This is a genomic window from Elusimicrobiota bacterium, from assembly GCA_016182905.1.
Classification (GTDB): Bacteria; Elusimicrobiota; Elusimicrobia; order UBA1565; family UBA9628; genus GWA2-66-18.
This window is the reverse complement of the sequence record JACPFR010000025.1, coordinates 1-24,884: the sequence shown is the minus strand read 5'-3', so window position 1 is coordinate 24,884 and position 24,884 is coordinate 1. Positions and strand designations below refer to the sequence as shown.

Annotated in this window: 30 protein-coding genes and 1 tRNA gene; 7 read left to right on the top strand and 24 right to left on the bottom strand. The window is 69.5% G+C overall.

The genetic code is table 11. The features are described from left to right. Positions 1-44 precede the first annotated feature (44 nt). From HYV14_10085 to HYV14_10070, 4 genes are read right to left on the bottom strand one after another with little or no spacing between them, the layout of a single operon-like run. The gene (locus HYV14_10085) at positions 45-1,172 is read right to left on the bottom strand and encodes a DUF1343 domain-containing protein (GenBank protein ID MBI2386347.1); all 1,128 of its coding nucleotides are present in this window, start codon (positions 1,170-1,172) and stop codon (positions 45-47) included. Between the two features lie 5 nt (positions 1,173-1,177). Continuing rightward, positions 1,178-2,407, bottom strand: a complete 1,230-nt coding sequence (locus HYV14_10080; protein ID MBI2386346.1) for a DUF1343 domain-containing protein — start codon at positions 2,405-2,407, stop codon at positions 1,178-1,180. Continuing rightward, a complete protein-coding gene (locus HYV14_10075) occupies positions 2,404-2,808 on the bottom strand; it encodes a hypothetical protein (protein MBI2386345.1) in 405 nt (134 codons plus the stop codon). The genes HYV14_10080 and HYV14_10075 overlap by 4 nt, the downstream gene beginning before the upstream one ends. Then, the gene (locus HYV14_10070; protein MBI2386344.1) at positions 2,805-3,596 is read right to left on the bottom strand and encodes a DUF1189 family protein; all 792 of its coding nucleotides are present in this window, start codon (positions 3,594-3,596) and stop codon (positions 2,805-2,807) included. Before HYV14_10070 ends, HYV14_10075 begins: the two co-directional genes overlap by 4 nt. Before the next feature lie 73 nt (positions 3,597-3,669). Here HYV14_10070 and HYV14_10065 point away from each other — a divergent pair, with 73 nt between their 5' ends. After that, positions 3,670-4,209: a hypothetical protein gene (locus HYV14_10065; GenBank protein MBI2386343.1), complete on the top strand. Its 540-nt coding sequence runs from the start codon at positions 3,670-3,672 to the stop codon at positions 4,207-4,209. A gap of 69 nt (positions 4,210-4,278) precedes the next feature. Beyond that, entirely contained in the window at positions 4,279-5,535 is a 1,257-nt protein-coding gene (locus HYV14_10060; GenBank protein MBI2386342.1) for a hypothetical protein, read from the top strand. Positions 5,536-5,548: 13 nt separating this feature from the next. Here HYV14_10060 and HYV14_10055 read toward each other — a convergent pair whose 3' ends face one another. Genes HYV14_10055 through HYV14_10040 form a run of 4 tightly spaced genes read right to left on the bottom strand, consistent with a single transcriptional unit; the run spans position 5,549 to position 8,565 of the window. Further along, positions 5,549-6,316, bottom strand: coding sequence for an ABC transporter permease (locus tag HYV14_10055; GenBank protein ID MBI2386341.1), 768 nt, complete (start codon positions 6,314-6,316; stop codon positions 5,549-5,551). Further along, positions 6,313-7,263 carry an ATP-binding cassette domain-containing protein gene (locus tag HYV14_10050; GenBank protein ID MBI2386340.1) on the bottom strand — a complete coding sequence of 317 codons (951 nt, stop codon included), beginning with the start codon at positions 7,261-7,263 and terminating at the stop codon, positions 6,313-6,315. The genes HYV14_10055 and HYV14_10050 overlap by 4 nt, the downstream gene beginning before the upstream one ends. After that, complete coding sequence (locus HYV14_10045; GenBank protein ID MBI2386339.1) at positions 7,263-7,835, bottom strand: cob(I)yrinic acid a,c-diamide adenosyltransferase; 573 nt, start codon at positions 7,833-7,835, stop codon at positions 7,263-7,265. The genes HYV14_10050 and HYV14_10045 overlap by 1 nt, the downstream gene beginning before the upstream one ends. Before the next feature lies 1 nt (position 7,836). Next, positions 7,837-8,565, bottom strand: a complete 729-nt coding sequence (locus HYV14_10040) for a hypothetical protein (GenBank protein MBI2386338.1) — start codon at positions 8,563-8,565, stop codon at positions 7,837-7,839. 45 nt (positions 8,566-8,610) lie between these two features. Here HYV14_10040 and HYV14_10035 point away from each other — a divergent pair, with 45 nt between their 5' ends. From HYV14_10035 to HYV14_10025, 3 genes are all read left to right on the top strand, one after another. Then, a complete protein-coding gene (locus HYV14_10035) occupies positions 8,611-9,495 on the top strand; it encodes a phosphatase PAP2 family protein (GenBank protein MBI2386337.1) in 885 nt (294 codons plus the stop codon). Positions 9,496-9,500: 5 nt separating this feature from the next. After that, complete coding sequence (locus tag HYV14_10030) at positions 9,501-10,787, top strand: hypothetical protein (GenBank protein MBI2386336.1); 1,287 nt, start codon at positions 9,501-9,503, stop codon at positions 10,785-10,787. Positions 10,788-10,875: 88 nt separating this feature from the next. Then, a complete protein-coding gene (locus HYV14_10025) occupies positions 10,876-11,040 on the top strand; it encodes a hypothetical protein (protein ID MBI2386335.1) in 165 nt (54 codons plus the stop codon). 6 nt (positions 11,041-11,046) lie between these two features. Here HYV14_10025 and HYV14_10020 read toward each other — a convergent pair whose 3' ends face one another. The 9 genes from HYV14_10020 to HYV14_09980 form a co-directional block, all read right to left on the bottom strand. After that, positions 11,047-11,715, bottom strand: a complete 669-nt coding sequence (locus tag HYV14_10020; GenBank protein ID MBI2386334.1) for a hemolysin III family protein — start codon at positions 11,713-11,715, stop codon at positions 11,047-11,049. Between the two features lie 55 nt (positions 11,716-11,770). Continuing rightward, positions 11,771-12,097, bottom strand: coding sequence for a 4Fe-4S dicluster domain-containing protein (locus HYV14_10015; protein MBI2386333.1), 327 nt, complete (start codon positions 12,095-12,097; stop codon positions 11,771-11,773). Further along, complete coding sequence (locus HYV14_10010) at positions 12,094-12,678, bottom strand: type 1 glutamine amidotransferase (GenBank protein MBI2386332.1); 585 nt, start codon at positions 12,676-12,678, stop codon at positions 12,094-12,096. Before HYV14_10010 ends, HYV14_10015 begins: the two co-directional genes overlap by 4 nt. Before the next feature lie 80 nt (positions 12,679-12,758). Further along, entirely contained in the window at positions 12,759-13,859 is a 1,101-nt protein-coding gene (locus HYV14_10005; GenBank protein MBI2386331.1) for a M20/M25/M40 family metallo-hydrolase, read from the bottom strand. Positions 13,860-13,868: 9 nt separating this feature from the next. Beyond that, positions 13,869-14,309, bottom strand: a complete 441-nt coding sequence (locus HYV14_10000; GenBank protein MBI2386330.1) for a hypothetical protein — start codon at positions 14,307-14,309, stop codon at positions 13,869-13,871. 362 nt (positions 14,310-14,671) lie between these two features. After that, the gene (locus HYV14_09995) at positions 14,672-15,898 is read right to left on the bottom strand and encodes a trypsin-like peptidase domain-containing protein (GenBank protein ID MBI2386329.1); all 1,227 of its coding nucleotides are present in this window, start codon (positions 15,896-15,898) and stop codon (positions 14,672-14,674) included. Between the two features lie 11 nt (positions 15,899-15,909). Continuing rightward, the gene (locus tag HYV14_09990) at positions 15,910-16,533 is read right to left on the bottom strand and encodes a hypothetical protein (GenBank protein MBI2386328.1); all 624 of its coding nucleotides are present in this window, start codon (positions 16,531-16,533) and stop codon (positions 15,910-15,912) included. A 94-nt stretch (positions 16,534-16,627) separates the two neighbouring features. Further along, positions 16,628-18,427 carry a S9 family peptidase gene (locus HYV14_09985; GenBank protein ID MBI2386327.1) on the bottom strand — a complete coding sequence of 600 codons (1,800 nt, stop codon included), beginning with the start codon at positions 18,425-18,427 and terminating at the stop codon, positions 16,628-16,630. Further along, a complete protein-coding gene (locus HYV14_09980) occupies positions 18,420-18,695 on the bottom strand; it encodes a hypothetical protein (GenBank protein ID MBI2386326.1) in 276 nt (91 codons plus the stop codon). Before HYV14_09980 ends, HYV14_09985 begins: the two co-directional genes overlap by 8 nt. 164 nt (positions 18,696-18,859) lie before the next feature. On the opposite strand from HYV14_09980, the gene HYV14_09975 reads away from it, so the two are divergent. Beyond that, positions 18,860-18,936: transfer RNA gene (locus tag HYV14_09975), tRNA-Glu, on the top strand. A gap of 117 nt (positions 18,937-19,053) precedes the next feature. On the opposite strand, the gene HYV14_09970 is transcribed toward HYV14_09975, so the two are convergent. Beyond that, positions 19,054-19,311, bottom strand: coding sequence for an SWIB/MDM2 domain-containing protein (locus HYV14_09970; GenBank protein ID MBI2386325.1), 258 nt, complete (start codon positions 19,309-19,311; stop codon positions 19,054-19,056). Between the two features lie 147 nt (positions 19,312-19,458). Here HYV14_09970 and HYV14_09965 point away from each other — a divergent pair, with 147 nt between their 5' ends. Next, positions 19,459-20,892 (top strand): hypothetical protein, encoded by a 1,434-nt coding sequence (locus HYV14_09965; protein MBI2386324.1) that lies wholly within the window; start codon positions 19,459-19,461, stop codon positions 20,890-20,892. On the opposite strand, the gene HYV14_09960 is transcribed toward HYV14_09965, so the two are convergent. The 6 genes from HYV14_09960 to HYV14_09935 all read right to left on the bottom strand — a co-directional run. Next, positions 20,889-21,449: a hypothetical protein gene (locus HYV14_09960; protein MBI2386323.1), complete on the bottom strand. Its 561-nt coding sequence runs from the start codon at positions 21,447-21,449 to the stop codon at positions 20,889-20,891. The genes HYV14_09965 and HYV14_09960 overlap by 4 nt on opposite strands. Positions 21,450-21,512: 63 nt before the next feature. Continuing rightward, entirely contained in the window at positions 21,513-21,965 is a 453-nt protein-coding gene (locus HYV14_09955; protein ID MBI2386322.1) for an NUDIX domain-containing protein, read from the bottom strand. 21 nt (positions 21,966-21,986) lie between these two features. Next, the gene (locus HYV14_09950; GenBank protein MBI2386321.1) at positions 21,987-23,210 is read right to left on the bottom strand and encodes a GAF domain-containing protein; all 1,224 of its coding nucleotides are present in this window, start codon (positions 23,208-23,210) and stop codon (positions 21,987-21,989) included. Positions 23,211-23,226: 16 nt separating this feature from the next. Continuing rightward, positions 23,227-23,868 (bottom strand): MOSC domain-containing protein, encoded by a 642-nt coding sequence (locus HYV14_09945; protein MBI2386320.1) that lies wholly within the window; start codon positions 23,866-23,868, stop codon positions 23,227-23,229. Continuing rightward, positions 23,868-24,671 carry an alpha/beta hydrolase gene (locus tag HYV14_09940; GenBank protein ID MBI2386319.1) on the bottom strand — a complete coding sequence of 268 codons (804 nt, stop codon included), beginning with the start codon at positions 24,669-24,671 and terminating at the stop codon, positions 23,868-23,870. The genes HYV14_09945 and HYV14_09940 overlap by 1 nt, the downstream gene beginning before the upstream one ends. 65 nt (positions 24,672-24,736) lie before the next feature. Then, positions 24,737-24,884 (bottom strand): hypothetical protein (locus tag HYV14_09935; protein MBI2386318.1); only part of this gene is annotated, 148 nt, incomplete at its 5' end.

The window sequence follows — 24,884 nt, the reverse complement described above, 5'->3', positions numbered from 1 at the left end:
TTTCACTTTTCTCCGAAAAGTGAAAAAAGCGGAATGCCTGACACCTAATACAGGAGCACGGAGCGGCGGGAGGGCTCGAAGTCGCGGGGGCCCTTGTCGAAGAGGGCGATGAAGGCCTCGTCGCCGGCGCCCGTCTCCCAGAGGAGGCGGAACTCGTCGACGCCGACCATGCGCTTGGCCTCGTCCCAGCGCCACTCGAACTCCTTGGGGTTGAACTCGCGCAGGGCGAGGGCGAGGTGGCGGAACACCGCGAGGGAGCGCATCGCGTCGCGGTCGGTGACGGTGATCTTCACGCCGCGGCAGGCCTGGCCGGCGAAGACGCTCTTGGCCGGCGTGTAGTCCTGGACGGAGAACTCGACGCCTTCGACGGTCCCCTGCAGGCGGGAGACGATCTCCTCCGCCTTCATCCACGGGGCGCCGATCCAGCGGAACGGCGCGGGCGTCCCGCGGCCGACCGCGATGTTGGAGGCCTCGAAGATGCCGATGCCCGGGTAGAGGGCGGACGCCTCCGCGCCGGGCATGTTCGGCGCGGCGAGGCCGGTCTGGTCGTGCCAGAGGGCGCGCTCCCAGCCTTGCATCTTGACGACGCTCAGGCGCCGGTGGCCGACGGAGCGGTTATGCCACAGCGCCATCTCGCCCGCCGTGAGCCCGTGGCGGACGGGGACCTGGAAGAAGGCGGTCGGAGTCAGGAAGCGCAGGCTCGGATCGGCGAGGAGAGGACCTTCGACGATGTCGCCTCGGATCGGGTTGGGACGGTCGAGCACCATGAAGTCCACGCCCGCCGCCTTCGCCGCCTCCAGCGCCAGCGCCATCCCGGCGAGGAGGACGTCGAAGCGGGCGCCGGAGTCCTGCGCGTCGAAGACCAGGACGTCGAGGCCGGCGAGCCGGTCGGGATCGAAGCGCGCCTCCTCGATGCGCCCTCCGGCCGGAGCGTAGACCCGGGTCAGCCGGACGCTCGGCGCCGCGGCGAGGAGGTCCGCGGCGCGGCGTCCGCGCCGGTCGAGCGCCGAGGCGTCGGCGATCAGGGCGATCTTTTTCCCGCGCAGGGGCTTGAACCCCTGCGCGACGAGGACGTCGAGCCCGGACATGGTGCCCGACGCCGGGGCGCGTCTGGCGTCCGGGCCGGAGCACGCGCAGGCCGATACGGCCGCCAGGAGGAGGAGCCGCCTCATGCGGGTCAGTAAAGCAGCACGGAGCGGCGGGCGGCCTCGAACTGCGCCGGGCCTTCATCGAAGTGCCGGATGAGGGTCTTCGCGTCGGCCTTCGACTCGTAGAGCTCCTTGAAGCGGTCCGTTCCGACCATGCGCCGGATCTCCGGCCAGCGCACCACGAAGTCCCGGGGATGCGCGTCGCGCACCGCGGTCACGAGGTGCGCGAACACCTCGAGCGGGCGGATCTTGTTCCGATCGGTGATCCTGACGCGGATGCCCGGCGAGCGCTTGCCTTCATAGACGCTTTTCGTCGGCGTGAACTCCTCCCGCTCGAAGGAGACGCCCGCGAGCTTCGCCTTCTTGAGGCGCTTGAGGACCTTCCGGGAGTCGAACCAGGGGGCGCCGATCCAGCGGAAGGGGACCGGCGTGCCGCGGCCGACCGCGACGTTCGTCGCCTCGAAGCAGCCGACGCCGGGGTACAGGGCCGCGGCGTCGAGGTCGGGCATGTTCGGCGAGGGCGGGGTCCAGGGCAGGTCGGTGTCGTCGTACCAGAACTCCCGCTTCCAGCCCTTGAGCCGGACGACTTCGAGGTCGGCGCCCGCCTTGCCGGACTGGCTGTGCAGCCGCGCGAGCTCGCCCATCGTCAGGCCGTGCCGGACCGGGATCGGGAAGTACGCGGTGATGTGGCGGATGCTCGGGTCGAGCAAGGGGCCCTCGACGACGGTCCCGGAGATCGGGTTGGGGCGGTCGAGAACGACGAAGCGCAGGCCGCTCTTCGCGGCCGCCTCCATCGCGATGGCCATGCTGGCCGAGTAGGTGTAGAAGCGCGCGCCGATGTCCTGGATGTCGAAGACGAGGGCGTCGAGCTTCAGGTCGGCGAGGATCTCAGGCGTGGGGGCGCGGGCGGTCTCCGGGCCGTAAAGGCTGTTGAACAGCGGGACCCTGCGTCCGTCCTCGAGCACGACGGTCCCCGAGGACGGCTGGCCTTCCTCGATCGTCCCCTTGAGGCCGTGCTCGGGCGTGAACAGCGCGGCGAGCGTCACGCCGGGCGCGTGGGCGAGCACCTCGATCGTCGAGCGGCCGGCGCGATCCTTGCCCGTGTGGTTCGTGATGAGGCCGATGCGCCGGCCCTGCAGCGGACGGAAGCCGTCCTCCTCGAGGACGTCGATGCCCGCGAGGACCTGCGCGGCGGCGGCGGCGCGAGGGACGGACAGCAAGGCGGCGAGGACGAGGACGGCGAGCCGGTGTTCTTTCATAGCGCTTTATCGAGCCGGACCTTCACGCCGCGGTCGCCGGGATGAGCGGCCTCCGCGCAGCGGCCCTCGAGGTCGCCCGGCTTGGGGGCGCCGAGTATGCCGTGCGCGTTGAGGCGGGCGACGACGACGAGGTGCTCGTTGCGGCGGATGCCGGGGACGAGCAGGTCCTGGGGCGACATCGAGAACGGGGCCGGGAACTCGGGATTGACGATGCGGTGGACGGCGACGGGCACGCCGCCGGCGTTCTGCGCGATGACGAACAGCACCGAGTTCGTCTTCGGGATGCGCGCCTCGAGGGCGGGAGAGATCTCGACGACGCCGGAGAGGCGGAAGTCGCCGGTCAGCCACTCGCAGCCTCCGGCCAGGGCGGCGAGCAGCGCCAGCGCGGCGGCGGCCCTCAAATCGCCGAGGTCTCGGCGGCCGCGGCCGCGTTGGCCTTCACGGCCAGCCAGAGATAGACCGAGGTGATGATGATCGTCAGCAGGCCGGAGAGCGGGACCGCGAACGGCAGGAAGGACAGGACGATCCGCGCGAGCAGGGCGGTCGTCTGCGCGTGGATCGCGATCTGGAATAGGGCGCCGAAGGTCAGGGCGCCGCCCCCGATCGCCTGCAGGAGCATGGCGACCAAGGTGTAGACCAGCCCGGCGAAGGCCGTCCAGCCCGCGGCGAACACGAACACGGTGACGATCGCGAGAGGATAGACGACCTTCTTCAGCGCGCCGGCCGCCTCGCGGAAGAACTTGGAGTCGACGACCATGGGGCGCTCGAGGGCGGCCTTGGAGAGGTCGTAGGTCTCGAGCTTCCCGCCCTGGTCGATGCTCAGGGCGTTGTTGGTCAGGTAGGCGAGGACCTTGCTCTCCTGCATGACCTGCAAGGTCACCGGCTCGGTGCGGGCCGTGTCGATCATGACGGCGACCTCGGGGGCCTGGGGGTGCACCAGGCGCTTCGCGGCGGGCTCGGAGCTCGTGACCTTGCCGGCGGAGAAGGTCAAGGTCGGGACCTCGGCGGCGAGCCAGGCGAAGGTCTGGTCGACCACGGGTCCGATGCGCATCTGCATGGCGATCGAGCCGCCGATCGTGAAGATCAGGCTGATGAAGAAGAGGTAGAGGACGGTGCGGCTGGTCTTCTCCGCGGCGAAACGGCGGTAGGCTTGCGTCGAGGCGATCGAGCCGAGCAGGTCTTGGATCATGCCGAGAGTCTAGCAAGGCCGAGGAAGGGCGACAAGGGTTGACGAAACCGCCGCGGCGTCTTAAACTCTGGGGATGGGACCGGGCCTGCGCCTCCTGGCGTTCCTGAACGCCTTGCTCGTCTTCTCCGCGCTCGGCTGCGGCGACGAGGGGGGGAGCTGCGGCCCGGCGCCGGAGAAGAAGGAGGAGGAGAAGGCCGGCGGCGGCATGTCCGGCAACAAGGGCGGGAGCTCGGGGGCGGCGGAACTGGTCACGTCCGACAAGAAAGGCCGGGTGCCGAAGCCGTATCAGCGTCCGAAGTCGGCCTACGAGCCGGAGAAGTCCACCGCCACGATCTCCGCGCCGGCCATCCCGTTGTCCCCGGCGGCCCAGCGCGCCCGTTCGCTCCCGGTGGCGAAGGTCACCAAGCGCGCCCTGGACGGCATCAAGGACCGGGTCGAGGTGAAATGCCGCATCCTCTCGGCGTCCTCCGACGGGAACTGCGCGAGCTCGGCGAACTACGACGAGATCAAGGAGCGCTGCTGCCCTCGCGGCCTCGTCGAGCGCTGCCGGGCGACCAACACGGGCGTCATCCTCGTCGGACGCGGCTGCGACCCCGACTACAAGCCGGAGTGACCCCGGGCGTCGCGGAAACGTCGCCTCGGAGCCATGTCCCCGCAATGGCTCTCTTGGCATAATCGACGCGTGCGATGGCTGATCATCCCGTTCCTGCTGTGCGCGGGGGCCGTCCCGGCCCGCGCCCAGATCGATCCGGAGCGGCGGCAGCTGCTGCAGCTGGGCTTCAACCAGGCGGTCGACGGCCGGGGACCGCTGGCCGCCTACGCGTATTACTACCTGAACGTGCCCAGGTTCCTCTCGCCCAAGCGCGCCTTGCGGCTGATCGTGGCGCCCGCCTACGCCGACTCCGAGCTCGGCTTCAAGAAGGCTCTCGGGGAGAAGACCGACCTCGGCCTCGGCCTGGCGGGAGGCGCCTTCGCCGACAGCCACACCGAGATCCGCCAGGACCGCTTCGTGAGAGGCGAATCCTACCGGGGAGACGGGGCCCGCGCCTCCCTCAGCCTTTACCATGATTTCCCTCCGCAAGGCCCCGTCCCGCTGGCCGGCATACTCCGCGTCGAGAGCCATTACTCCAAGTACACGCGGGACGACACGACGGACCGGGCCTTCGCCATGCCCGAGGCCCAGACCGAGGTCAACGGGCGGGCGGGCCTGCGCCTGGGGGGAAGGGAGCCTTATCTCGTCCCCAACCTGGCGATGGAGGTCTCCGCTTGGTACGAGGGCCGCTGGCGCCTCGCGCCGATGGATTACGGCTACGGAGGCGACCGCCGCATCGAGCCCAACTCGCAGCTGTTCTGGGGGCGGGCCCTGCTCATCTACAACGAGCCGAGCTCTCCGGACCGCTTCATCGCGACCTTGAGCGGGGGCACGAGCATCCGCGCCGACCGCTTCAGCGCCTACCGGCTGGGCGGAGACCTGCCGATGGCCACGGAATTCCCGCTCTCGCTGCCGGGGTATTATTACGAGGAGATCAGCGCCCGGCGTTACGGCCTCCTCGGCGGCAGCTATATCGTCCCGTTGAGCCGCGACAAGAAGACCTGGACGGGGATGGTCACCGCCTCGACGGCTTTGGTCGACTACGCCGAGGGCTTCGCCCAGCGCGGCAAGACCCACTCCGGCGTCGGCTTCGGCGCCCTGTACGTCTCGCGTTCGAAGGCCTGGCAGGTCCTGAGCGGCTACGGCTACGGGTTCAACGCCTCCCGCGGCCACGGCAACGGCGGGCACACGGTGGGCCTGCTCGTTCAGTTCGATTTCCAGCGCGCCGAGATCCCCTTCTTCCACCCCACGGACCCCAACCAGGGCCTGCATCACATCCTTCGCGACCAGCGGTCCCTGCCCCTGCCGACGAAGTTGCTGCCGCCGGCGCTCCGGTCGAAGAACTGACCTCCGGGGTCGCTCAGCGCGCGTCGCGGCGGGAGGCGACGAAGACGCTGGTCCCGATCATGACGGCCGCGAAGGCGGCGAGGACCCAGAGGCAGCAGCCCATCGAGGCGGCTCCTTCAGCGACGACCGAGGGGAGCAGGGCGCGCTGGAGCCCGGTGACCGCGTAGGACACCGGGTTGGCCGCGATGACCCATTGCAGGAAGCGCGGCGCGGTGGCGGACGGGAACAAGGCGCCGGACAGCATCCACATCGGGATGAGGAAAAGATTCATGACGGCGTGGAAGCCCTGCGAGGAGTCGAGCACCCAGGCGATGCAGAAGCCGAGGCCCGTCAGGCCGATCGAGGAGAGCGTCAGGACGGCGAAGGCCAGCGCGTAGCCGTGCAGGCCGGGATGCAGGCCGGCGGCTCCGGCGAGCGCGAGGAAGGCGAGGCCCTGCGCGAGCCCGACCGTCGAGGAGCCCAGCACCTTGCCGAGCACGATGGACAGGCGCGGGACGGGGGCCACGAGCACGGCCTGCAGGAAGCCCTCGTGCCGGTCCTCGATGATCGAGATCGTCGCGAAGATCGAGGTGAACAGCACGATCAGGACCAAGGTCCCCGCGTAGAAATACTGGAGGAAGCTCATGCCCTCCGGCGCGCCGGGCACGTGCACGGAGGTGCCGAGGCCGGCCCCGATGAGGAGCCAGAACACGATCGGCGGGACGAGGCCGCCGATCACGCGCGGCTTGTCGCGGAAGAAGCGCACGATGTCGCGCTCCCAGAGGGTCAGGAGGGCGCTCATTTGGAGGCCTCGTCGGAGTCGGCGAAGCGCCGGCCCGCGTGGTGCAGGAACGCGTCCTCGAGGCTCGGGCGGGAGAGGCTCACCGTGCGCAGCCGCCCGGGGAAGGCCTCGACGAGCTGGGGGATGAAGGCGTGGCCCGCGGCGCGCTCGAGGCGCAGCGTCGCGCCGAAGGCCTGGGGCGTGACGCCGAACTTCCTCGTGATCTCGTCGCGCAGGCCCGACGCGTCGTCGGTCTCGATCGTGATCACGTCGCCGCCGATCTCGGCCTTGAGCGCGGAAGGCGCGCCGAGGGCGACGATCTTGCCTTGGTCGAGGATGGCGACGCGGTCGCAGCGCTCGCCCTCGTCCATCAGGTGGGTCGTCGTCAGGATGGCGGCGCCCTCGGCCTTGAGCTTCAGCAGGTGCTCCCACAGGTCCTGGCGCGCGGCGGGGTCGAGACCGGTGGAGGGCTCATCGAGCAGCACGACCGAAGGCCGATGCAGGAGGCTCTTCGCCAGCTCGACGCGGCGGCGCAGGCCGCCGGAGAGCGTCCCGCACAGGTCGCCGGCGCGCGGGGTCAGGCGGTAATGGCCGAGCATCTCGTCGATACGCTTCGTTAAGATCGTCCCAGAGAGGCCGTAAAGTCTTCCGCCGTGAGTCAGGTTCTCGCGCACCGTCAGCTTGTTGTCGAGAGACGGGTACTGGAAAACGATCCCCAGAAACGGCCTCACCGAAGCCGGATCGGCGATCAAATCACGACCCAGGATCGCCGCCGATCCGCTCGTGGGGGGGAATGAGGTGGCGAGGATCCGGAAAAGCGTGCTTTTGCCGCCTCCGTTCGGGCCCAATAGGCCGAACAATTCGCCTTCGGCGACGGAGAACGACACGTCATTGAGCGCTCTTCGCGCGGCAGACTTTCGTTTGGCGGGGTAATCGTGGATGACGCCCCTTACGACGACCGCGTCCATTATTTCAGACCTGTCCAGGGGGTTTCGGCATGGCCCGTTTCTTTATTAACGAATCTTGCGGCGACGAATAACCATGTGGATAATCGATTCAAATACACGATCACGCCTTCCGGCACGGCGTCGACGCTGCACAGCGCGACGGCGGCGCGCTCGGCGCGTCGGCTGACGGCGCGCGCCAGGTGCAGGGCCGCGCCCGCGCGGCCGCCGCCGGGAAGGATGAAGGTCTTCAGCGGCGTCAGGTGCTTGTCCCAGGCGTCGATCTCCGTCTCGAGGCGCTTGGGGGCGTCCGCGGGGAGGCCGGTGTCGAAAGGCGGGGTGAGCTTCCCGAGCTTGTCGGCGGGGGTGGCGAGCAGGGCGCCGATGATGAAGCACTCGGCCTGCACGCGCGCGAGGCCCTCGTCCACGGTCTTGAGAGCGGGATCCTCGCGGAACAGCGCGCGGGAAAGGCCGAGAGCGCTGTTGAGCTCGTCGATCTCGCCGTACGCGTCCACGCGGGGGTCGCACTTGGGCACCCGGTCGCCGCCGAACAGCCCGGTGTCGCCCTTGTCGCCCGTCCGCGTGTAGATCGCCATCCTAGAACTGCGCTCCGAGGCCGAGGTCGAAGCCCGGGATGCCGTGGCGCAAAGTGTAGGCGCCGCGCAGGCTGATGAGGGGAAGGGGGTGGACGTCCACGCCGGCCGAGAAGCGCGAGCCGCGGGCGGTGGCCTTCATGCCGGCCACGCCCGGGAAGGTCGCCGCGCCGACCTTCACCTCGGTGACGTCGTAGCCCGCGACGAAGAACGGCTTGACGATCGGGAGGTTCCAGGTCGCCGCGGCGTTGAGCGCGCCGTGGGACGCGCTGAAATGCTTGTGGTTGACCTTGTCGCCGAAGGCGGAGACCGAGACGTTCGGCAGGAAGGTGTCGACGAGGTCGGTGCGGTAGACTCCATAGCGCAGGCCGCCGCCGTAGATCGAGGCGCCCATCGCGCTCATGCCGTGGACGACGACGTCGATCTTGAAGGGCAGGCCGACGCCGGCCTCGATCAAAGGCACGCCGAAGGCCTTCACGCCCGCGTCGCGGAGCACGCGGTCGTTGGCGTCCGGCCGGAGCTGCACCGAGCCGACGGCCCCCGCCCAGAAGCCGGGCAGGCCGAGCGTGCGGCCGGTGTGAGCCGAGGCCCCGCCGAGGACGCCGCCGAGGTCAAGGGCGAACGGCTTGACGTACTCGGCGCGGACCTGCGTCTGGAAGTCGGCGAAAGGGTCGGCGTGGGCGGCGGGGGTCAGCGCGGCGAGGAGGGCCAGGAGGACGGGGATGTTCTTCATGGGCCCATTTTGCCAAATTCGAGGCGATTGCGGTACACTCCGGGTGTGACACTTTCGCGCGAGGACCGCTGGCTGGCCGGCTGGCTTCTGGCGGCCCTGCTGACGGCGGGCGTCCTCTTCGCCGTCAACGCGGCGTTCTTCCGCTACACGGGCGTCAGCTATTTCCCGCGCGAAGCTTGGTGGCTGGCCTTCGTGGCGCTGGATTTCGCGGTCTTCGGCCATTGGGTGCGCCGGCGCTCCCCCTACGCGTCCTTCGCGGCCGTCAACCTCGCCTTCTACGCCCTGACCGCGGCCGTCATGGGGGTCCTCACCACGGGCATCCAGTACTCGCCCTTCCCGCGGATCGATCACTCGCTCGCCCGCTGGGACGCGGCCCTCGGCTGGGACACGGTCGCGGTGCTGCGCTGGGTCGCGGAGAGGCCGTCGCTGCGTTCATTCCTCGTCGTATGCTACAACTCGACCGAGCTTCAGCTCATCCTGGCGCCGTGCATCGCCGCCCTCGCGCACGACCGGCTGCGTCTGCGCGCGTTCCTGTACGCGGTCGTGTACTCGTCGTTCTTCGGCAGCCTGATCTATTATTTCTTCCCGTCCTCGGGGCCCGCCGGCGTCTTCGACAGCCCGCACTTCCTCCAGGTCCAGCGCCTGACGCATTGGAAATACGAGCAGGTCCATAATTTCCAGCCGGTGACCACGCTGTTGGGCGGTTTGATCGCCTTCCCTTCATTCCACGTCGCTTGGTCGGTTTTGGCGACCTACGCCGTTTTGCCGCGAAAGAATATTTTTGCGGCGCTGTTCGTTCTAAACGTCGTGGTGATCTCGTCCACGGTCCTGCTCGGTTGGCACTACCTCGTCGACGTTCCGGCCGGCATATTCCTGGCCGTCGTTTGCCTCTGGGCCGGCGAGGTCACCCACCGCCGTTTGTCTTCATGAAAGGTATGAGCAAGCGCGGCTCCGCCGCGCTCGCCGGCGCCATAGCCCTCATCTACGCGCCGGCGCTCGTGTCTCCCGTCATCTATGACGATGTCTCTCACGTCAGGGATAACCCGGCGTTCCGTTTGGGCCTAGGGGAGTTCCTGAGCGGTCTGTTCTCTCGAGATTATTTTCTCTTCGCCGCGGAGCGGACCTATCAACCGGCAGTCACCTTGTTCCATTACGCGACCCATTCATTCCCGTTGATCTACCGTTCGTTCGGCCTTTGCCTCCACTTCCTGAACGCCGTGCTTCTATATCGGGTCGCCCAGCGATTAGACGCCGGCCGCCGGCCGGCGATCTACGCGGCGTGCCTCTTCGCTTTTTTCCCAGCCCACACCGAGCTCCTCAACTTCTCCTCGTTCAAAGGCCACCTGTTCGCCGCATCCTGCATCCTCGCCGTTCTCCTTTCGGTGATCGAGTATTGCGCCGACAAGGATCACCCGTCGCCGTTCAAGATCTGTTTTTTCCTCGCCCTCGGCCTCCTCTCCAAGGAGTCCGCCCTCGTCGCCGTTCCGATATCGATCCTCTACGTCGTGCTGTTCGCCCGCGCCGAGCTCCCCCGGCTGAAGACCCTCGCCGCCGCCGTCGCCGCCCTCAGCGCCGTTTATCTCGTGCTCCGTTTCTCCGTCCTCACTCCCCCGCGCGCCTTCCCCGTCCGTTTCGAGTACTCGTCCTTGGAGTCGTTCTCCTTTTATCTGCGCACCCTCGCCGTCCCGTATCCGTTGTGCCTCGAGCGCACCCTGCCCTCCGGCCCGTGGTGGCCGCTCTGGCTCGGCGTCTTCGCCGCGGCCGCCGTCCTCCTCCGCCGCTCCAAAGAGGGCCTGTTCTCCCTGGCCTGGATCCCCCTCGCTCTCGCGCCTTTTCTGCACCTGATCCCCTTCTCGAACGTCAGCCCCGTCGCGGACCGCTACCTGTATCTCCCGGCCGCGGGCCTCTGTCTCCTGCTCGCTCATCTCCTCGGCCGTTCCGAGCGCGGCGCCGTCGCGCTCGCCGCCCTCCTCGCGCTGTGGGTCCCCATCGCCGCCGCGCGCAACCTCACCTACCGCTCGACGCGCGCGCTGTTCGAGCAGACCGCCTCCTGCGCGCCGAACAACGCCCGGGCTCAGTTCCTCCTGGGGATGATCTGCTTCCAGGAGAAGGACTACGCCGCGTCGCGCGCGGCCTACGAGCGCGTCCTCGCGCTGACGGACAGCCCCGGCGCCCGCGCGGCGCTCGCCGACATCGAGCGCGCCGAAGCCGCGCTCGAGTGATTTGACGGATATTTGACCGCCGCTTGACGGAAAGTTGAGCCCGCGTTCCTATGATCAAGAGCCGGAATCTTCCGGCGGAGGACGCGAGATGGCGATCAAGGATGCGAAGGCGGCGCAACGGCCGGCGGCCGGTCGGGAGCACGGGGCGGGCAAGGACGGCCGGCGGCTGGTGCGCGACGCGCGCCGGCCGTCGATGTCCACGGCCAGCGGGCGGTTCTGGTACGGGATCTGGCGGAACCTGCGCGCCGCCTGACCGGGCTCAGCGGGCGAGGTCCTGCCGCCCCGCCCAGTTGTAGATGAAGCTCCAGTGCAGGGACGCCCCGACGATGACGAGGAAGTGGAACAGCTCGTGCGCGCCGAGGACGCCGGTGAAGATCACGGGCCCGTCAAGGAAGTCGATGACCGCCCCGGCGATGTAGGCGATGCCTCCGAGGAACAGCAGGGCCGACTCCTTCCAGCCGTAGCGGGCGGTGATGCGGACGAAAGAGATGACGCCGAGCGAAGCCACGCCGATGTAGGCCGTCACGATCGCCCAGTACGGCAAGGTGCTGAAATACACGTCGATGAGCACGAGGCTCGTGAGCGCCGCGCCCCAGAACAGCGCGGTCAGGCCCCAGCGCCAGTGGCCCTTGAAGAGCAGGACGTGCACCGGCGTGGCCGATCCGGCGATGACGAGCCAGATGCCGGCGTAGTCGAGCCGCCGGAAGATGACCCGCGTCGGCCCGGGAGGCAGGCCGTGATACACGCCGCTCATCGCGAAGAGAAACAGCAAGGAGGCGCTGAAGATCATCAGCGAAGAGACGCGTAAGGCGTCGCCGCGTCCCTTCTTGTAGAGGAAGAAGGTGCCGCCCAAGGCCCCGACCGCCGCCGTGAGATGGCTGAGGCTGGAGACCGGGTCGTTGAGGCCGAAATAACGTTCGAGTCGCATCTGCGCTCATCATTGTAGCGCCGTGGGAGGATTTAGCAAGGGGGCGGAGGCGTCCTCATTTCACGAGCTTGTTCTCCGGGCGCCTCGGCGGCTCGTTCGGCGGCCGCGTCGGGGCCTTGCCGTGCGCCTTCTCGTACTCGATGGCCTGCGGCGCCAGGCTCGCGGCGAGCGCGGCGTCCGAGGGCGCCTCGCCCTCGGACGAGACGATCGCGCCGATCGGGCACTCCGGCAGGCAGACGCCGCATTCGATGCACACCTGAGGGTCGATGATCATGAAGGGCTTGCCCTCGTGCTCGATCGGATGGATGCATTCGACGGGGCAGACCGCCACGCAGTCGCCGTAGCGCTCGCCCAGGCACTTCTCCGTGATGACGTACGTCATCGGCGATTCCCGGGACGGGAGACGCCCGTGTGCGCGAGGCGGCTCGCGGCGAACACCTCGATCGTCTTCGCGACGAACGCGGGAAGGTCGTCGGGGCGGCGGCTCGTCACCAGCCCCCGGTCGTCGACGACCTTTTGGTCGACCCACTTGGCGCCCGCGTTGACCAGGTCGGTCTTCAGGGAGAGCCACGACGTCAGGCGGCGGCCGCGCACGCCGCCGGCCTCGATCAAGGTCCAGGGGCCGTGGCAGATGGCCGCGATCGGCTTGCCCGACTCGACGAAATGCTTCACGAAGGCGACGGCCGCGGGCATGATGCGCAGCCGGTCGGGGCTGGCGACGCCTCCGGGCAGGACCAGGGCGTCGTACTCGCCGGCGTGGGTCTGGCCGAGCAGCGCGTCCACGCGGAACATGTCGCCGGGGTTGCCGTGCCTCGCCGACTGGACCTCGCCGGTGACCGGGGAGACGATCTTGACCGCCGCGCCCGCCGCCTCGAGGGCCTTCTTCGTCTCGACGAGCTCCGACTCCTCGAATCCGCCCGTCACCAGCATCGCGACCCTGAAGCCCTGCAGTTCGTTCGCCATGGTCTTCTCCTCCTTGTCCTCGGAGGCCATGGTAGCTCGCGCGCCGGCGGCGGGTCTATCGCCGCGGTGTCACGGTTTTTTTAAGGCGCGAGCGAGCGCTTCTCGCCGTCGTGGCGCTTCTCGAGCCGCGCGCGCAGGGCGCCGCGCAGGAGCTTCGCGCCGAACAGCCTCGACGCCGCCGTGAGCAGCTTGACGCCGCCCTCGACGTCCGACAGCCGCACCTTCTCGGGCGCGACCGCGTCGGCGCCCCAGCCGTTGTGGTAGTCGACGAGGGGGATCGCCACGCCGCCGGCCTCGTAGCCGAAGGCCAGGTAGGCCGTCGCCTCGCAGGTCCCGCCGGTCAGGCGCAGGCGCTGGACCTTGGCGCCGCGCTTGCGCAGCGCCTCGGCCGCGTCGTCGAGCAGAGCGGTGAGGTTGGGATCGAAGGCCGAGGCCTTGTCCCCGAGGCGGACCGTGGGGCCCTGCCCGGGCTTCGAGCCCGGCAGCTCCCGCGACGACTCGATCGACAGATAGGAGTCCAGGGCGGACAGCTTCCCGGACCTGATCATGTCGAGCGCGCCCACGAAGCCGACTTCCTCGGCGCGGTTGAGCAGGACGGTCAGGTTGACCTTCGCGCGCGCCTTCGCCAGGCGCCGCATCGCCTCGAGGCTGATCGCGCAGCCGAGGAGGTCGTCCACCGAGCGCGACAGCAGCCAGCCTTCCTTAACCGCGCAGGCCGGCAGGGACAGGACGGCGAAGTCGGGCTTGACGCCGTTCTTCAGGGGCTCGTTCCACGCGATCGTCCACGCGCCGCCGTCCTCACTCGGCCGCGGGCCGATCACGCCGCGCGCGAGCGGCCGGTTGTCCTTCGGGACCTTCGGGAAGGCCTCGACGGCGGCGCCCGCCAGCAGGTGGGGGGGCAGTCCGCCGCGCAGGCGCGCGGCGGCGCCCGTCCTCCCGACCTTGACCAGGTCGAAGGCGGGATGATCGAGGTGGGCCGCCAGGCACAGCGCCGGGCCCGCGCCGGCGCCGCGGTAGGAGACGATGAAGCCGCCGCGCAGGCGGCGGACCTTCACGCGCGAGCCGAGGTTGTCGCGGATCCACTCGAGGGCTTTCCTCGATACGGCGGTCTCGCGGAAGGGAGCGGTGGGGACGGACGTCAGGTGACGGAAAAGAGGCAGGACGCCGGGTTTTGTCTTCACCCGTCTATTTTACAGATTGCCGGGGTCGGCGGGGGGCGCGGGCGCCGGTTCCTTGTCCGCGTCGAAGTCGCGCTCGAGCAGGGCCTTCTCGGTGCCCTTGTCGATGTTGAGGTCGAGGCCCGCGCCCTTCGCCGCGCGTCCCGCGCTCTGCAGCTTCTTCATCGTCTCGGGCGTGAGCTTGCCGCCGTCGCGGACGACGGAGTCGATCAGGTCCTTCATGTCCGCGCTCACGAAGCCCTGCTTCTTGGTCAGGGAGTCGATGAGGTCGCGTCCCATCGCGGGCGTGATGCCGTCCTTGCCGTCGCCCGCCGCCGCGTGCAGGCGATCTTCGAGGGCGCCGACCTCGGCGCCCTCCTCGGCGGAGACCCGGGACAGGTCCTCGTCGGTCACCCCGCCGAGGCCGCGGTTGTTCTTCGTCGAGCCCTCGATGATCGTGCCGCTGTTGGCCAAACTCTCGGACCTCGGCCCTCTGCTGGTCGTCGATCCTCTCGATCCTCGCGTACGAGAGCGGCTTGCCCTTGTCCTGGGCGTCGTCGATGAGCTTCCGGCGCGCCTTCTCCTGGCAGTCGCGCACCGAGTCGAGGTCGGGCTTGTATCGGAGCCGGACCGCGGTCGTCGAGACGTGGATGCAGTCCGGGACCTTCTGGGCGAGGACGGGGACGGCCAGGACCGCGATCAGCAGCAGGGGGGAGGCCATGTCCCCCCGATTATGCTCCGCCTTCCCCCGCCCGTCAAGAGGCGGACTCGCGCCGGCGCGGGTCCCCGAAAAAGGCGCCCCGACTGTTTCCGGAAACAGTCGGGGCGGCCGCCGGTCAGATCGAGAAGCCGGTCGGGCCGGACTTGTCGGCTTTTTCCTTGGGCGGGATCGGCGCCCACTCGGGTCGGGGCGGCTCCGGCGGCTTCGCCTCGCCGAGCGTGACCGTCAGCGCGACGTCCTTGCCGCCACGGCGCACGGTCACCGAGATCGTCTCGCCCGGGGAGCGGTACTTCACGTAGGTCAGGAAGGCCTTCATCGCGGCCTCGTTGTTCGGGCCGCTCAGGTCGACGCCGTCCACCGCGATCAGCTGGTCGTCGGTCCGCATCTTCGCCGCGTCGGCGGGACCGCCGGGGACGACCTTGCGCACGGTCAGCTTCAGCGTCTCGGTCGAGGGGGAGACCTCCACCTGCATCGCGCCCGGCTTCAGGTTGCCGGTCCGCTTGTACTGCTTCATCGCCAAGGTGATGTAGGACGAGGGCACGGACAGGCTGATGCCCTCGAAGCCGCCGGACTGGGAGGCGATCATCGTGTTGATGCCGACGACGCTGCCCCACATGTTGAACAGCGGGCCGCCGGAGTTGCCGGGGTTGACGGCGACGTCGGCCTGGTTCATCTCGAGCACGAACGCGCCGCTCAGGCGGTCGCGCTCGAGCGCGCTGACGATGCCGCGCGAGACCGAGAAGGTCATGCCCAGGGGGCTGCCGATCGCGATGACCTGCTCGCCGCGGTCGAGCTTCGACCACAGCGGGAGCGGGCGGCGGTCGAGGCTCCGGTCGACGAGCTCGACGAAGGCGATGTCCTTGGCGGCGGTGCTGCTGCCGTAGGCGAGGACCCTGCCCTTCGTCATCTTGGGGCGGTTGTCGTCGCCGGTGTAAAGTCCGGCCTGGATCTCGGCACCGACCGCCAGCTTCTCGACGCAGTGGGCGTTGGTCGTGATGACGCTCGGGCGGCCGAGCTCCTTCAAGGCGTCCGTGAAGAAGCCGGTGCAGATCCCGCTGCCGGGCTTCTTCGAGGCCCCCTCGCCCTGGGCCGTCATCACGAGGAACACGACCGAGGGCTCCACCCTCTTGATGAGGTCGAGCAGCGGCTTTTGGGCGAGCAGGATGGGGTCGTTGGGCCCGGACTCCTGGGTCGCCAGCCGGTAGTTCCCTTTGAGCGCCTTCGCGCGGCCGATGAGGTTCTCGCCGATGCCGCCGAGCGAGGCCGAGAAATCGGAGTCGGTCGAGGCCGCGGAGGCCGGCATCGCGAGCGTCAGGGCGAGAGCGAGGGGGAGGAGTCTCATGGTCATGCTCCTTAAGGCTTCCGCTCGGCCCAGTGCGCGAGCATCGCGTCGTACCGAGCCTGGACCTTGGGATCGGAGGGGCTGATCGCGCTGCGCGTCGTCCCCACGACCTTGCCGTCCTGGGTCTTGATGACCGTGCCGGCGGCGAGCTCGGCGACCTCGCCGTAGACGTCGGTCTGGAAGAGCCACTGCTCGATGTGCCAGTTTCCGTCCTTGGGGTCGAGCTTGTGATCCCTGAAGACGAGCATCACGCTCAGCGCCTCGAACCGCTCCTCGTCGTTGAGCATGCCGAACACCGAGATGCCCTGGGTCGAGTGGTCCGCCTTCGGGTCTCCCACGGTGTCCTCGATGGAGAACGAGCCGGGAGCGAACGCGCTGTCGGGCCTGTACTTGCCGTCGCGCTTGACGGTCTCGAGGACCTTCGCCCAGACGGCCTCGGAGGCGCTCGGACCCTTCGTCTGGGGGACGGGCTTCCGGGGCTTGGCCTTGAACTGCGCGATCCGCGCGAAGGAGGGAGCGCCCTCCCGGAGCGCGGAGGCGAAGGCGGCGTCGGCGTTCTGGGCCGCGGCGCGGGTGATCAGGAAAGCGGCGACGGCGAGGAGCAGCAGGGCCCGGCGGAGCGGGGAAGGGATCATGCCTCCATGGTAGGTTGTTCTCGACGGGATATTCAGCACCGGAAGGCCTACCGAAGCCCAGGCGTAGGGCCCGGCCTATTTTCGTGCTAAAGGCCTACGCCAGATGCTTGGCGAGGAAGGCTTCGGCCTTGGCGTAGAAGTCGAGGCGGTTGGCGGGCCTGGCGAAGCCGTGGCCCTCGTCGGGATAGAGCAGGTACTCGACGGGCTTGCCCTTCGCGCGCAGGGCCGCGACGATCTGCTCCGACTCGGCCTGCTTCACGCGCGGGTCGTGCGCGCCCTGGGCGATCAAGAGCGGGATGTCGATCTTGTCGACGTGGAACAAGGGGGAACGGGACTTCAAGAAGTCCTCCTCCGTCTCGATCGAGCCGACGCGCAGGTCGAAGGTGCGCTTCAGCGGCGCCCAGTACGGCGGGATGGACTGGATGAGCGTGATCAGGTTCGAGGGCCCGACCACGTCGATCGCGCACCTGTAGACGTCGGGCGTGAACGCCGCCCCGGCGAGCGCGGCGTAGCCGCCATAAGAGCCGCCGTAGATCGCGACGCGCCCCGGGTCGGCGACGCCCTGCGACACCGCCCACTCCACGCCGTCGGTGAGGTCGTCCTGCATCTTGGCGCCCCACTCGCGGTCCCCCGCGTGGAGGTGCGCCTTGCCGAAGCCGGCGGAGCCGCGGTAGTTGAGCTGCAGGCAGGCGTAGCCGAGGCTCGCGAGCCACTGCGCCTCGGGGTGGAAGCCCCAGTGGTCGCGGACCCAGGGACCGCCGTGGACCAGGAGGACGAGAGGCAGCTTGCCGGCCGGGGCGCCCGCGGGCGTCGTCAGGTAGCCGCGCACCGCGCGGCCGTCGCGCGCGGCGTATTTGACCGGCTTCATCGGCGCGAGCGCGTAGGCGTCGAGCCTCGGGCGCGTGGAGAAGAGCGGGGTCGCGACGCGGCCGACCCGGTTCCAGCGCAGGAAGGCGGGCGACTTGTCGGGCTTGTTGACGAGCAGGTACCAGACCGTGTCCGCGTCGTTACGCGAGACGATGGTGACCTCGCCCTGCAGGGCGGCCATCGCGGCGATGTCCGTCTTCACGGCGGGGTCGAGCGCGCGCCAGGTGACGCGGTCGACCTCGAAGGACGCCGCCTCGGCGTGGTAGCGGCGCGGGTGGATCAGGACCGAGCCCAGGTCCGACTCCGGGTGCTCGGCCAGGACCTTGGCCGGGCCGCCGGACAGCGGGACCTCGAGCAGGGCCGTCGTGTCGCGGCCCACGCTCGACTCGATATAGACGTTCTCGCCGTCGGGCGAAAACCCGTGGGCGCCGAGCGCGTCGTCCGGGCCGCAGGACAGGAGGTCCCTCCAGCCGTCGCCGTCGCGCAGGCGCAGGACCGTCCCGCCCTGGGGCGTCGTCGCCTTGTGCAGGCCGATCTTGAAGTCGTGGTCCGCCAGCCAGCCGATCGCGTCGCCGGGGTTCGTCGCCTCCAGGGTCCGCGCGCCGGTCGTGAGGTCGAGACGCCAGACGTCGTGGAGCTTGGGGTCGCGGTCGTTGAGCGCGACGAGGATCTCGTTCGGGAAACGCGGCTCGGTGGCGACTATTTGGGCTTGAACGCCCGGGTACGGAGTCAGGTCGCGGGTGACCCCGGTCTCGACGTCGGTCTGGTACAGATGCCAGTTCTCGTCCCCGTCGCGGTCCTGGACGTACAGGATCGACCGTTCATCCTCGGCCCAGAGGAACACGCGGATGCCGCGGCCGCGGTCGTTGGTCAGGGGCCGCGCGTCGCCGCCCTCGGGGCCGGCCCAGATGTTGAGGACGCCCTCGTCCGGGGCGAGATAGGCCCAGAGCCTGCCGTTCGGGGAGATCTTCGGCGAGGCTTTCTCGGGGTTGCCGAACAGCAGCTCGCGCGGGACGCGTTCACTCATAGTGGGTGCCGAGGCGCTTCTGGAGGCTCGGCAGGTCGATCTCGATGATCGACGTGAAGCCGGATTTCTCCGGGACCGGCGACGGCACCGGCAGGGCGGCTTTCGAGTTCACGATGCGGTCGATCAGCGCCTTGCGCTCGGGGATGTCGTCTCCGAGGTCGAGGCTCCACATCCAGGCCTCGAAGGACCGCTTCGCGTCGGCCTCGGCGTCCGCCCGGCTCTTGAGGGAAGCGCCGTACACCCGCAGGAGGCGGCCGTCCCGGCGCACGCGGCTCTCGCGCGGGATGGGCCAGGGGTTGGGGGCCGGGGCGAAGGCCTTCTCGAGGGTCCCGCAGGACGCCGCCGCCGCGGCCAGCGCCGCGACGATGCACAGTTGCCTCAGCCTCGTCGGAATTGGTAAGATGGGGCACCTTCCGTTCTCGGGGTTCTGGTGGCGCGTTCGTCTAGCGGCCTAGGACGTCGCCCTCTCAAGGCGAAGATCACGGGTTCAAATCCCGTACGCGCCACCAGACCCCCGAGTTTTTTTTCGCCCACCTGCGCCAGTTTATCAAATCCGTAAAACGAAGAAGGCCCCCGCTCGCGCGGGGGCCTTCCGACTTTCCGGGTCTCCCCGGACGGTCAAAGACTTAGCTCAGGTGCTTGGAGACGAGCTTGGTCATCTCGAACATGTTGACCGTCGCCTTGCCGGCGAACACGGCCTTCAGCGCCGCGTCGGCGTTGATGTTGCGCTTGTTCTTCTTGTCCTGCAGGTTGTTCTTCTTGATGTACGCCCAGAGCTTCTTGACGACCTCGGTGCGGGGGAGGGGCTTGCTGCCGACGATCTCAGCGAGCTTGTCGCTGGGGGTGAGGGGCTTCATGAACGCCGCGTTCGCCTTCTTCGCCATGGTGATTTATCTCCTTGAAGCCGGCGCCTCGAAGGGCTTTACCCGGCGTAAGGCTTAATTCAACATGATTTCCCCTCGTAGGTCAAGGATTCCTCGTCGAGGGGCCGGGCGATTGACACCGGCCGATCCGGCCGTTAAACTCTGGACATGAGCCTTCCGCGACTCGCCGCCGCCCTCGTGGCCGCCGCTTTGGCCGCTTCTCCGGCCCGGGGACAGCTCGACGAGGGGAAGCTCGATGAGCCGCGTAAGACGCTCGACGCCGCCGGGGTGGACGTCAAGCCCCTGGACGATGAATACGCGACGATGCTGAAGAAGAAATTCAGCGCCTGCAAGAAGACCGGCGACTGCAAGCCCTATCTTCTCGAGAAGAAAAAAGTCAAGAATAATAAGGAGAACGAAGTGATCTCGGCCATCGAGGCCGAGGCCGGCGCGCCCGACCCGGCCGCCGCCGCGCCGCCGCCGGTCCCCGGGGAGCCGTCGGCCGCGCTGATGCCCGCGGAGGCCTCCGCGGCGCCGCCTTCGGCGGGCCCTCCGCCCAGCGCCGAGCGGACCGAGGTCCTGCGCCGGGACGCCGGAGAGCGGCGCGCGCGGACGATGCGCCGGGCGGCCGGAGCGGCGGACACCATGCGCCGGAGCTTCCTGCCGGCCGAAGAGCCGCCCGCGGGGAGCGCCGGCCCTTCCCAGCCGGGGACGGCCGCCGCGCCGGCCGGGACGCGGAGCGTCCCGGAGCTGGCGTTGGCGGCGCGAACGGGCTACGCCGCGACCTTCCGCGAGCAGGGGCTCAAGGTCGGCGCGGGCCCGCGCGGCGAACCCGCCATCCAGCGCGCGGACGGGACCCCCGCGACGGAGCCCGAGCTCGACCGTCTCCGCGAGGCGCTGCGCGCGGAGCCGGCCGCGCTCGTGCGGCGTCCGGACTTCTTCGCGGTGCTCCCGCGAGAGAAGTTCGCCGACCTCAAGCGCGATTTCGCGGCGCGGCCGGAGCTCCGCGCCACCGCCTTCAAGGACATCGGCATGACCGCGCAGGCCCGGGATTTCCAATGGTCCGCCTCATGCAGCGGCCTGTCGGGGACCTGCAACCCGCACGCCGCTGAAGGCTCCTACCGCAAGGGCCAGGACGTCCCGCCGGAGGACCTCGACGCGGTCTGGAGCGCCGCCCAGGAGGAGATCGACGGCGAGGACGAGGGGTTCGGGGAGTACACCGAGGAGGACCGGCGCCTCGCCGCGGCCGAGGACCTGGCCGCGGAAAAGCTCGGAGCCGGCGGGCGCCGCTCTCCGTCTTTGGCCTCCTTGCTCGCCCGGATGGGGGAGCTGGCCCGCGGCCTGGGCGGGTCCGCGGGAGGCTCCGCCCCGGAGGCGGTCCATGCGCCTTCCGTCGCGCGGGAGCCGGCCTCGGCGGCGGAGGGCGTCTCGCCGGTCTCAGCGGGAGCGCCGGGCTCTCCCTCGCCGCGCGCCTCGGCCGCGCCCTCCGCTCCGCCGCCCCCGCCCGAGGAGCGGAGAACGGCGGAACGGAAGACCGGAGTCTACGTCTTGGCCGTCGTCGCCGCGGCGGCGCTGCTGCTCAAGGCCTTGAGCAGGAACTAGTCCTTCGTCGGGCAGGCGAAGTCGGCCTTGTCTTCCTTCGCGCACTCGGCGAGCGATTTGTCGAACTCCTTGTCGATCTTCTCGAGCGCGCCTTCCGCCTTCTTGTACTCGATGTCTTCCTTCTTGGCCTCGCCCATCTCGGCGAGCTTACCCTTCAGCTCCTTGCGGGCGGAGTCATAGAAGGCGAGCTTCTTGGCCAGCCGCTTCTTCTTGGCGGGAAGCTTGGCGAGCTGCTCCTTCGCGACGATCTTCTTCAGGACCGCGACGTCCTCGTACTTGTCGAGCTTGTCCTGCAGGCATTTCTCGAACTCCACCTTCCCGTCCTTGAGCTTGCCTTTCTTGCACTTGATCTCGCCCTTGGCGCCTTCCTTGTCGAACACGACCCGCAGGTCGTGCTCCTGGGCGGCGGCCGCCCCGCCGCATTTGTCGCCCGAGGCTCCGCCGAGGCATTTCTCCGAGGCGCCGGCCTCCTTCGGCTGCTGGGCGAGCGCGGGGCCGCCCAGGGCGGCCGCGAGAGCGAATCCGAGTCCGAGAACGACGGTGAACTGTCGGGTCATGATCTCCTCCGTTGCTGGGGCAGTGTAGACCGGGGAGTCATCCCTGTCAAGGGAGGCGGGGGCTCAGCCGCCGACGAGGCGGATGGCGTCGCGGCCCGACTCCCGGACCTCGTCGGGGACGTGGGGCAGGCCCAGGTCCTCGTGCGAGTGCCAGCGGATGTCGTCGCTCTCGTCCGGGCGGTGGGCGTGCTCGCCGGGGCGGGCGCGGAGGTAGTAGATGAAGTCGATGTGGTGGTTGTGGCCGGGGATCTCCTCGATCTGCACGCGCTGGGGCTCGTGCAGGGACTCGACCCGGCCGCCGCGCATCACCGGGGCGCGCGGCGGAGCGATGAAGTCGGCCTCGAGGCCGGTCTCCTCGCGCACCTCGCGCAGGACGCCCTCGTCGGTCGTCTCGCCGTCCTCGATGTGGCCGCCCGGCGGCAGCCACATCCCGAGCTTCTTGTGCTTGAGGAGGAGGGTCTTGCCGTCGCGGACCAGGTAGCCGGTGGCGACGAAGCAGTACTTTCGGTCGTTCATAGGAAACGGCGCGCGGCGGGTCTACGCCAGATCACGGAAGATGATGACGCCGCCCGCCGGCGTCCCGTCGAACGCGCGGACCGGCGTGGCGGTGATCCCGACCTGGACGCCGCCGGGGCGCCGCTCGTTGCGCACGACCAGCCTTTCGCCGCGCACGGTCTCCCCCGCGATCGCGCGCTTCAAGGGATGCCTCTCGGGGAGGCACGCGGCGCCGTCGTCCTCGAAGAAAGAGAGGTAGAAGCGGTCCGAGTGATCGGGGTCGTCGACCATGCCGAGGCCGAGGATGCGCTCGGCGGCGGGATTGAACACGGTGAAGCGCCCGCCCGCGTCGGCGACGACGACGCCGTCGCCGATGGCGTCGATGACCGCCTGGAGGCGCGTGCGGTCGAGCTCGATGGCGGCCATGGCCGAGAGGCGCCCGTCCATGTGACGGTCGAAGATGACGAGGACGGAGAACACCAAGGTCAGCCCCATGAGCCCGCGCACGCCGACGGCGATCCGGAAGAAGCGCGCGGTCGAACGCAGGCGGTCGAGGGGCGCCTTCATCTCCTCGAAGGCCGACGGCCGCTCGGGGGCGGCCATGAGGGCCTCGATGCGGTCCGCGTCGGCCGAGAGCTTGCCGGCCAGGCGCATGGAGAACGCCGTGACCGCGAGCAGCGCGACCGCGATCGCGAGGAAAGCGAGCTGGATCCGGCGCCGCCCCGTCGCGTGCTCCGGCGTCAGGCGCAGGCGGGCGAGCAGGCGCGCGTGCTCGTCGGGCGGCGCTTCCTTGTCGCCGGAGCCGGCGAGCTGGTCCTGGACCATGCCGGCCAGGTCGCGCAGGGCCCGGCGCTGCTCGATATCCAGGTCGCGCGGCGCGACGTCGAGCAAGGACAAGGTGCCGACGACCTTCCCGTCCGGGCCCTGGAGAGGCTGGCCGGCGTAGAAGCGTATCTTCGGCCCGCCCGCGACGAGCGGATGGGCGGAGTAACGCGGATCCTTCGACGCGTCCGGGACGATCATCAGCCCGTCGCAGGCCAAGGTCTCCTCGCAGAAGGAGCCGTTGCGCGGCATCTCGGCCTCGGCCAGGCCCATGCGGGACTTGAACCAGACGCGGTTCTCGTCGATGAACGTGATGAGGGCGATCGGCGCGCCGAAGGTCCTCTGGGTCAGGCGCGTGATCCGGTCGAAGCGCTCCTCGGGGAGCGTGTCCAGTATGTTCAGCGCGCGAAGCGAGGCCAGGCGCGAGCGTTCGGCGGGGTCCACGCGATATTATCTCTTTTTAAGCCCCGGCGCGCAGGCGCTTGGCCAGCATCGCGCGCCAGTTGTCTTCGAGCGCGGGATGCTCGAGCGCGGGCCGGGCCTTCTCGGCCGTGAGCCCGGGGTCGAAGTACAGCCGGGCGAGCTCCGGGACCGGGAGGCGGAGCGCGTGCTCGGAGACCTTCTCGAACGCGTCCCCGCGGCGCACGCGTCCGGGCCTCGCGACGCGGAAATAGACGCCGAGGCGGAGGCTTTGCGCGAAGAGCTTGACCATGCCCGGGTCGTCGAAGCGCAGGCCCAGCTTCGCGCAGGGCAGGCGCGGCTGCGCCGCGATCAGCAGCGCCGAGCCGGCGAGGTAGGCGTCCCCGAGGCAGGCGTCCTCGTCGTCGAAGCCCGAGACGGTCAGGTTCTCGCCGAAGGCGCCGAAGGCCAGCTCCCTGCCCGGCAGCCGCTGCTTCCACCATGGATAGTGATCGGCCGAGTACGCGTACACCGCCTTGCCCGGGCCGCCGTGCACGGCCGGGTCCGCCTGCTCGTCGCCCTCGAGGCCGAGCGCCGCGACGCGGGCTTCCTCGACCGGGGCCTTGAAGATGGCGGTGGCGACGGTCTCCCCGCGCCAGGGGATCCTGCGGGCGGGGCCGACGCAGATCGAGGCGATCTCCATCACGCCTGCAGGGACGACGCCCAGGCGGAGACGGCGGCCGCCAGGTCCGCGGGCTTGTCGAGGGGGATGTGGTGATGCGCCCCGGCGATCTCGGCGCCGCGGCCGCGCGGCAGCGCGGCGACGACCTTGTCCAGGACCTCGCGGGTCATGATCGTGCTGTGCTCGCCGCGCACGATCAGCGCGTCCACGGCGACCCTCGGCAGCTGCTCCCAGACCGGGCCGTACGGGAAGAGGAACGAGCGCCAGTCGAACTTCCAGGACCAGCCCGCGGCGGTCTTCTTCACCCCGTGGCGTCCCAGCTCGCGGAGGGCCCGCTCGTCGAGCAAAGTCCCGGGCGGCTGGAGGCGGAACTTGGCGAGCATCGTCTCCTCGTCGGCGTAGACGGGCTGCGGCCGCGAGCGGACCTTCTCGTGGGTGCGCGTGCGCGACTCGTAGAACTCGGGCAGGAAGTCGATCGCGCAGACTCCGCGCAGGCGCTCGCCGTGGCGCTCGGCGTAGTCGAGGGCGATGCGCGCGCCCATCGAGTGGCCGACGAGGATGAAGCGCTCCCAGCCCAGGGCCTTGCGCGCGGTCTCGATGTCCTCGACCCAGCGCGGCGACACGTACGGCTCGCCGCTCGACAGCCAGTCGCTGTCGCCGTGGCCGCGGAAGTCGAGCGCGGCGGCGTGGAAGACGCCCTTCCAGCGGGGGACGACGGCGTCCCACCAGTGCGTGTGCGCGGCCATGCCGTGGGTCAGGAGGAGCGGCGCGCCCGGCCCGCCCCAGTCGCGCAGGTGCACGGCTCCGGCTTTTTTGCTGGTCACGTTGAGATTTTACCCGTTATGAAGCCGCGCCGTGGGGCGGCTGTTTCCGGAGACAGTCCGGGACCTTAATTTTTCTTGTCCGCCGTGAACGCGTTCTTCTGCGCGTCCCAGTCGATCTTGACCGCGTCGCCCTCGCCGATGCGGCCCTCGAGCTCGGCCTCGACGATGGCGTCGGACAGCTGGCGCTCGACGATCTGCTTGAGGGGCCGCGCG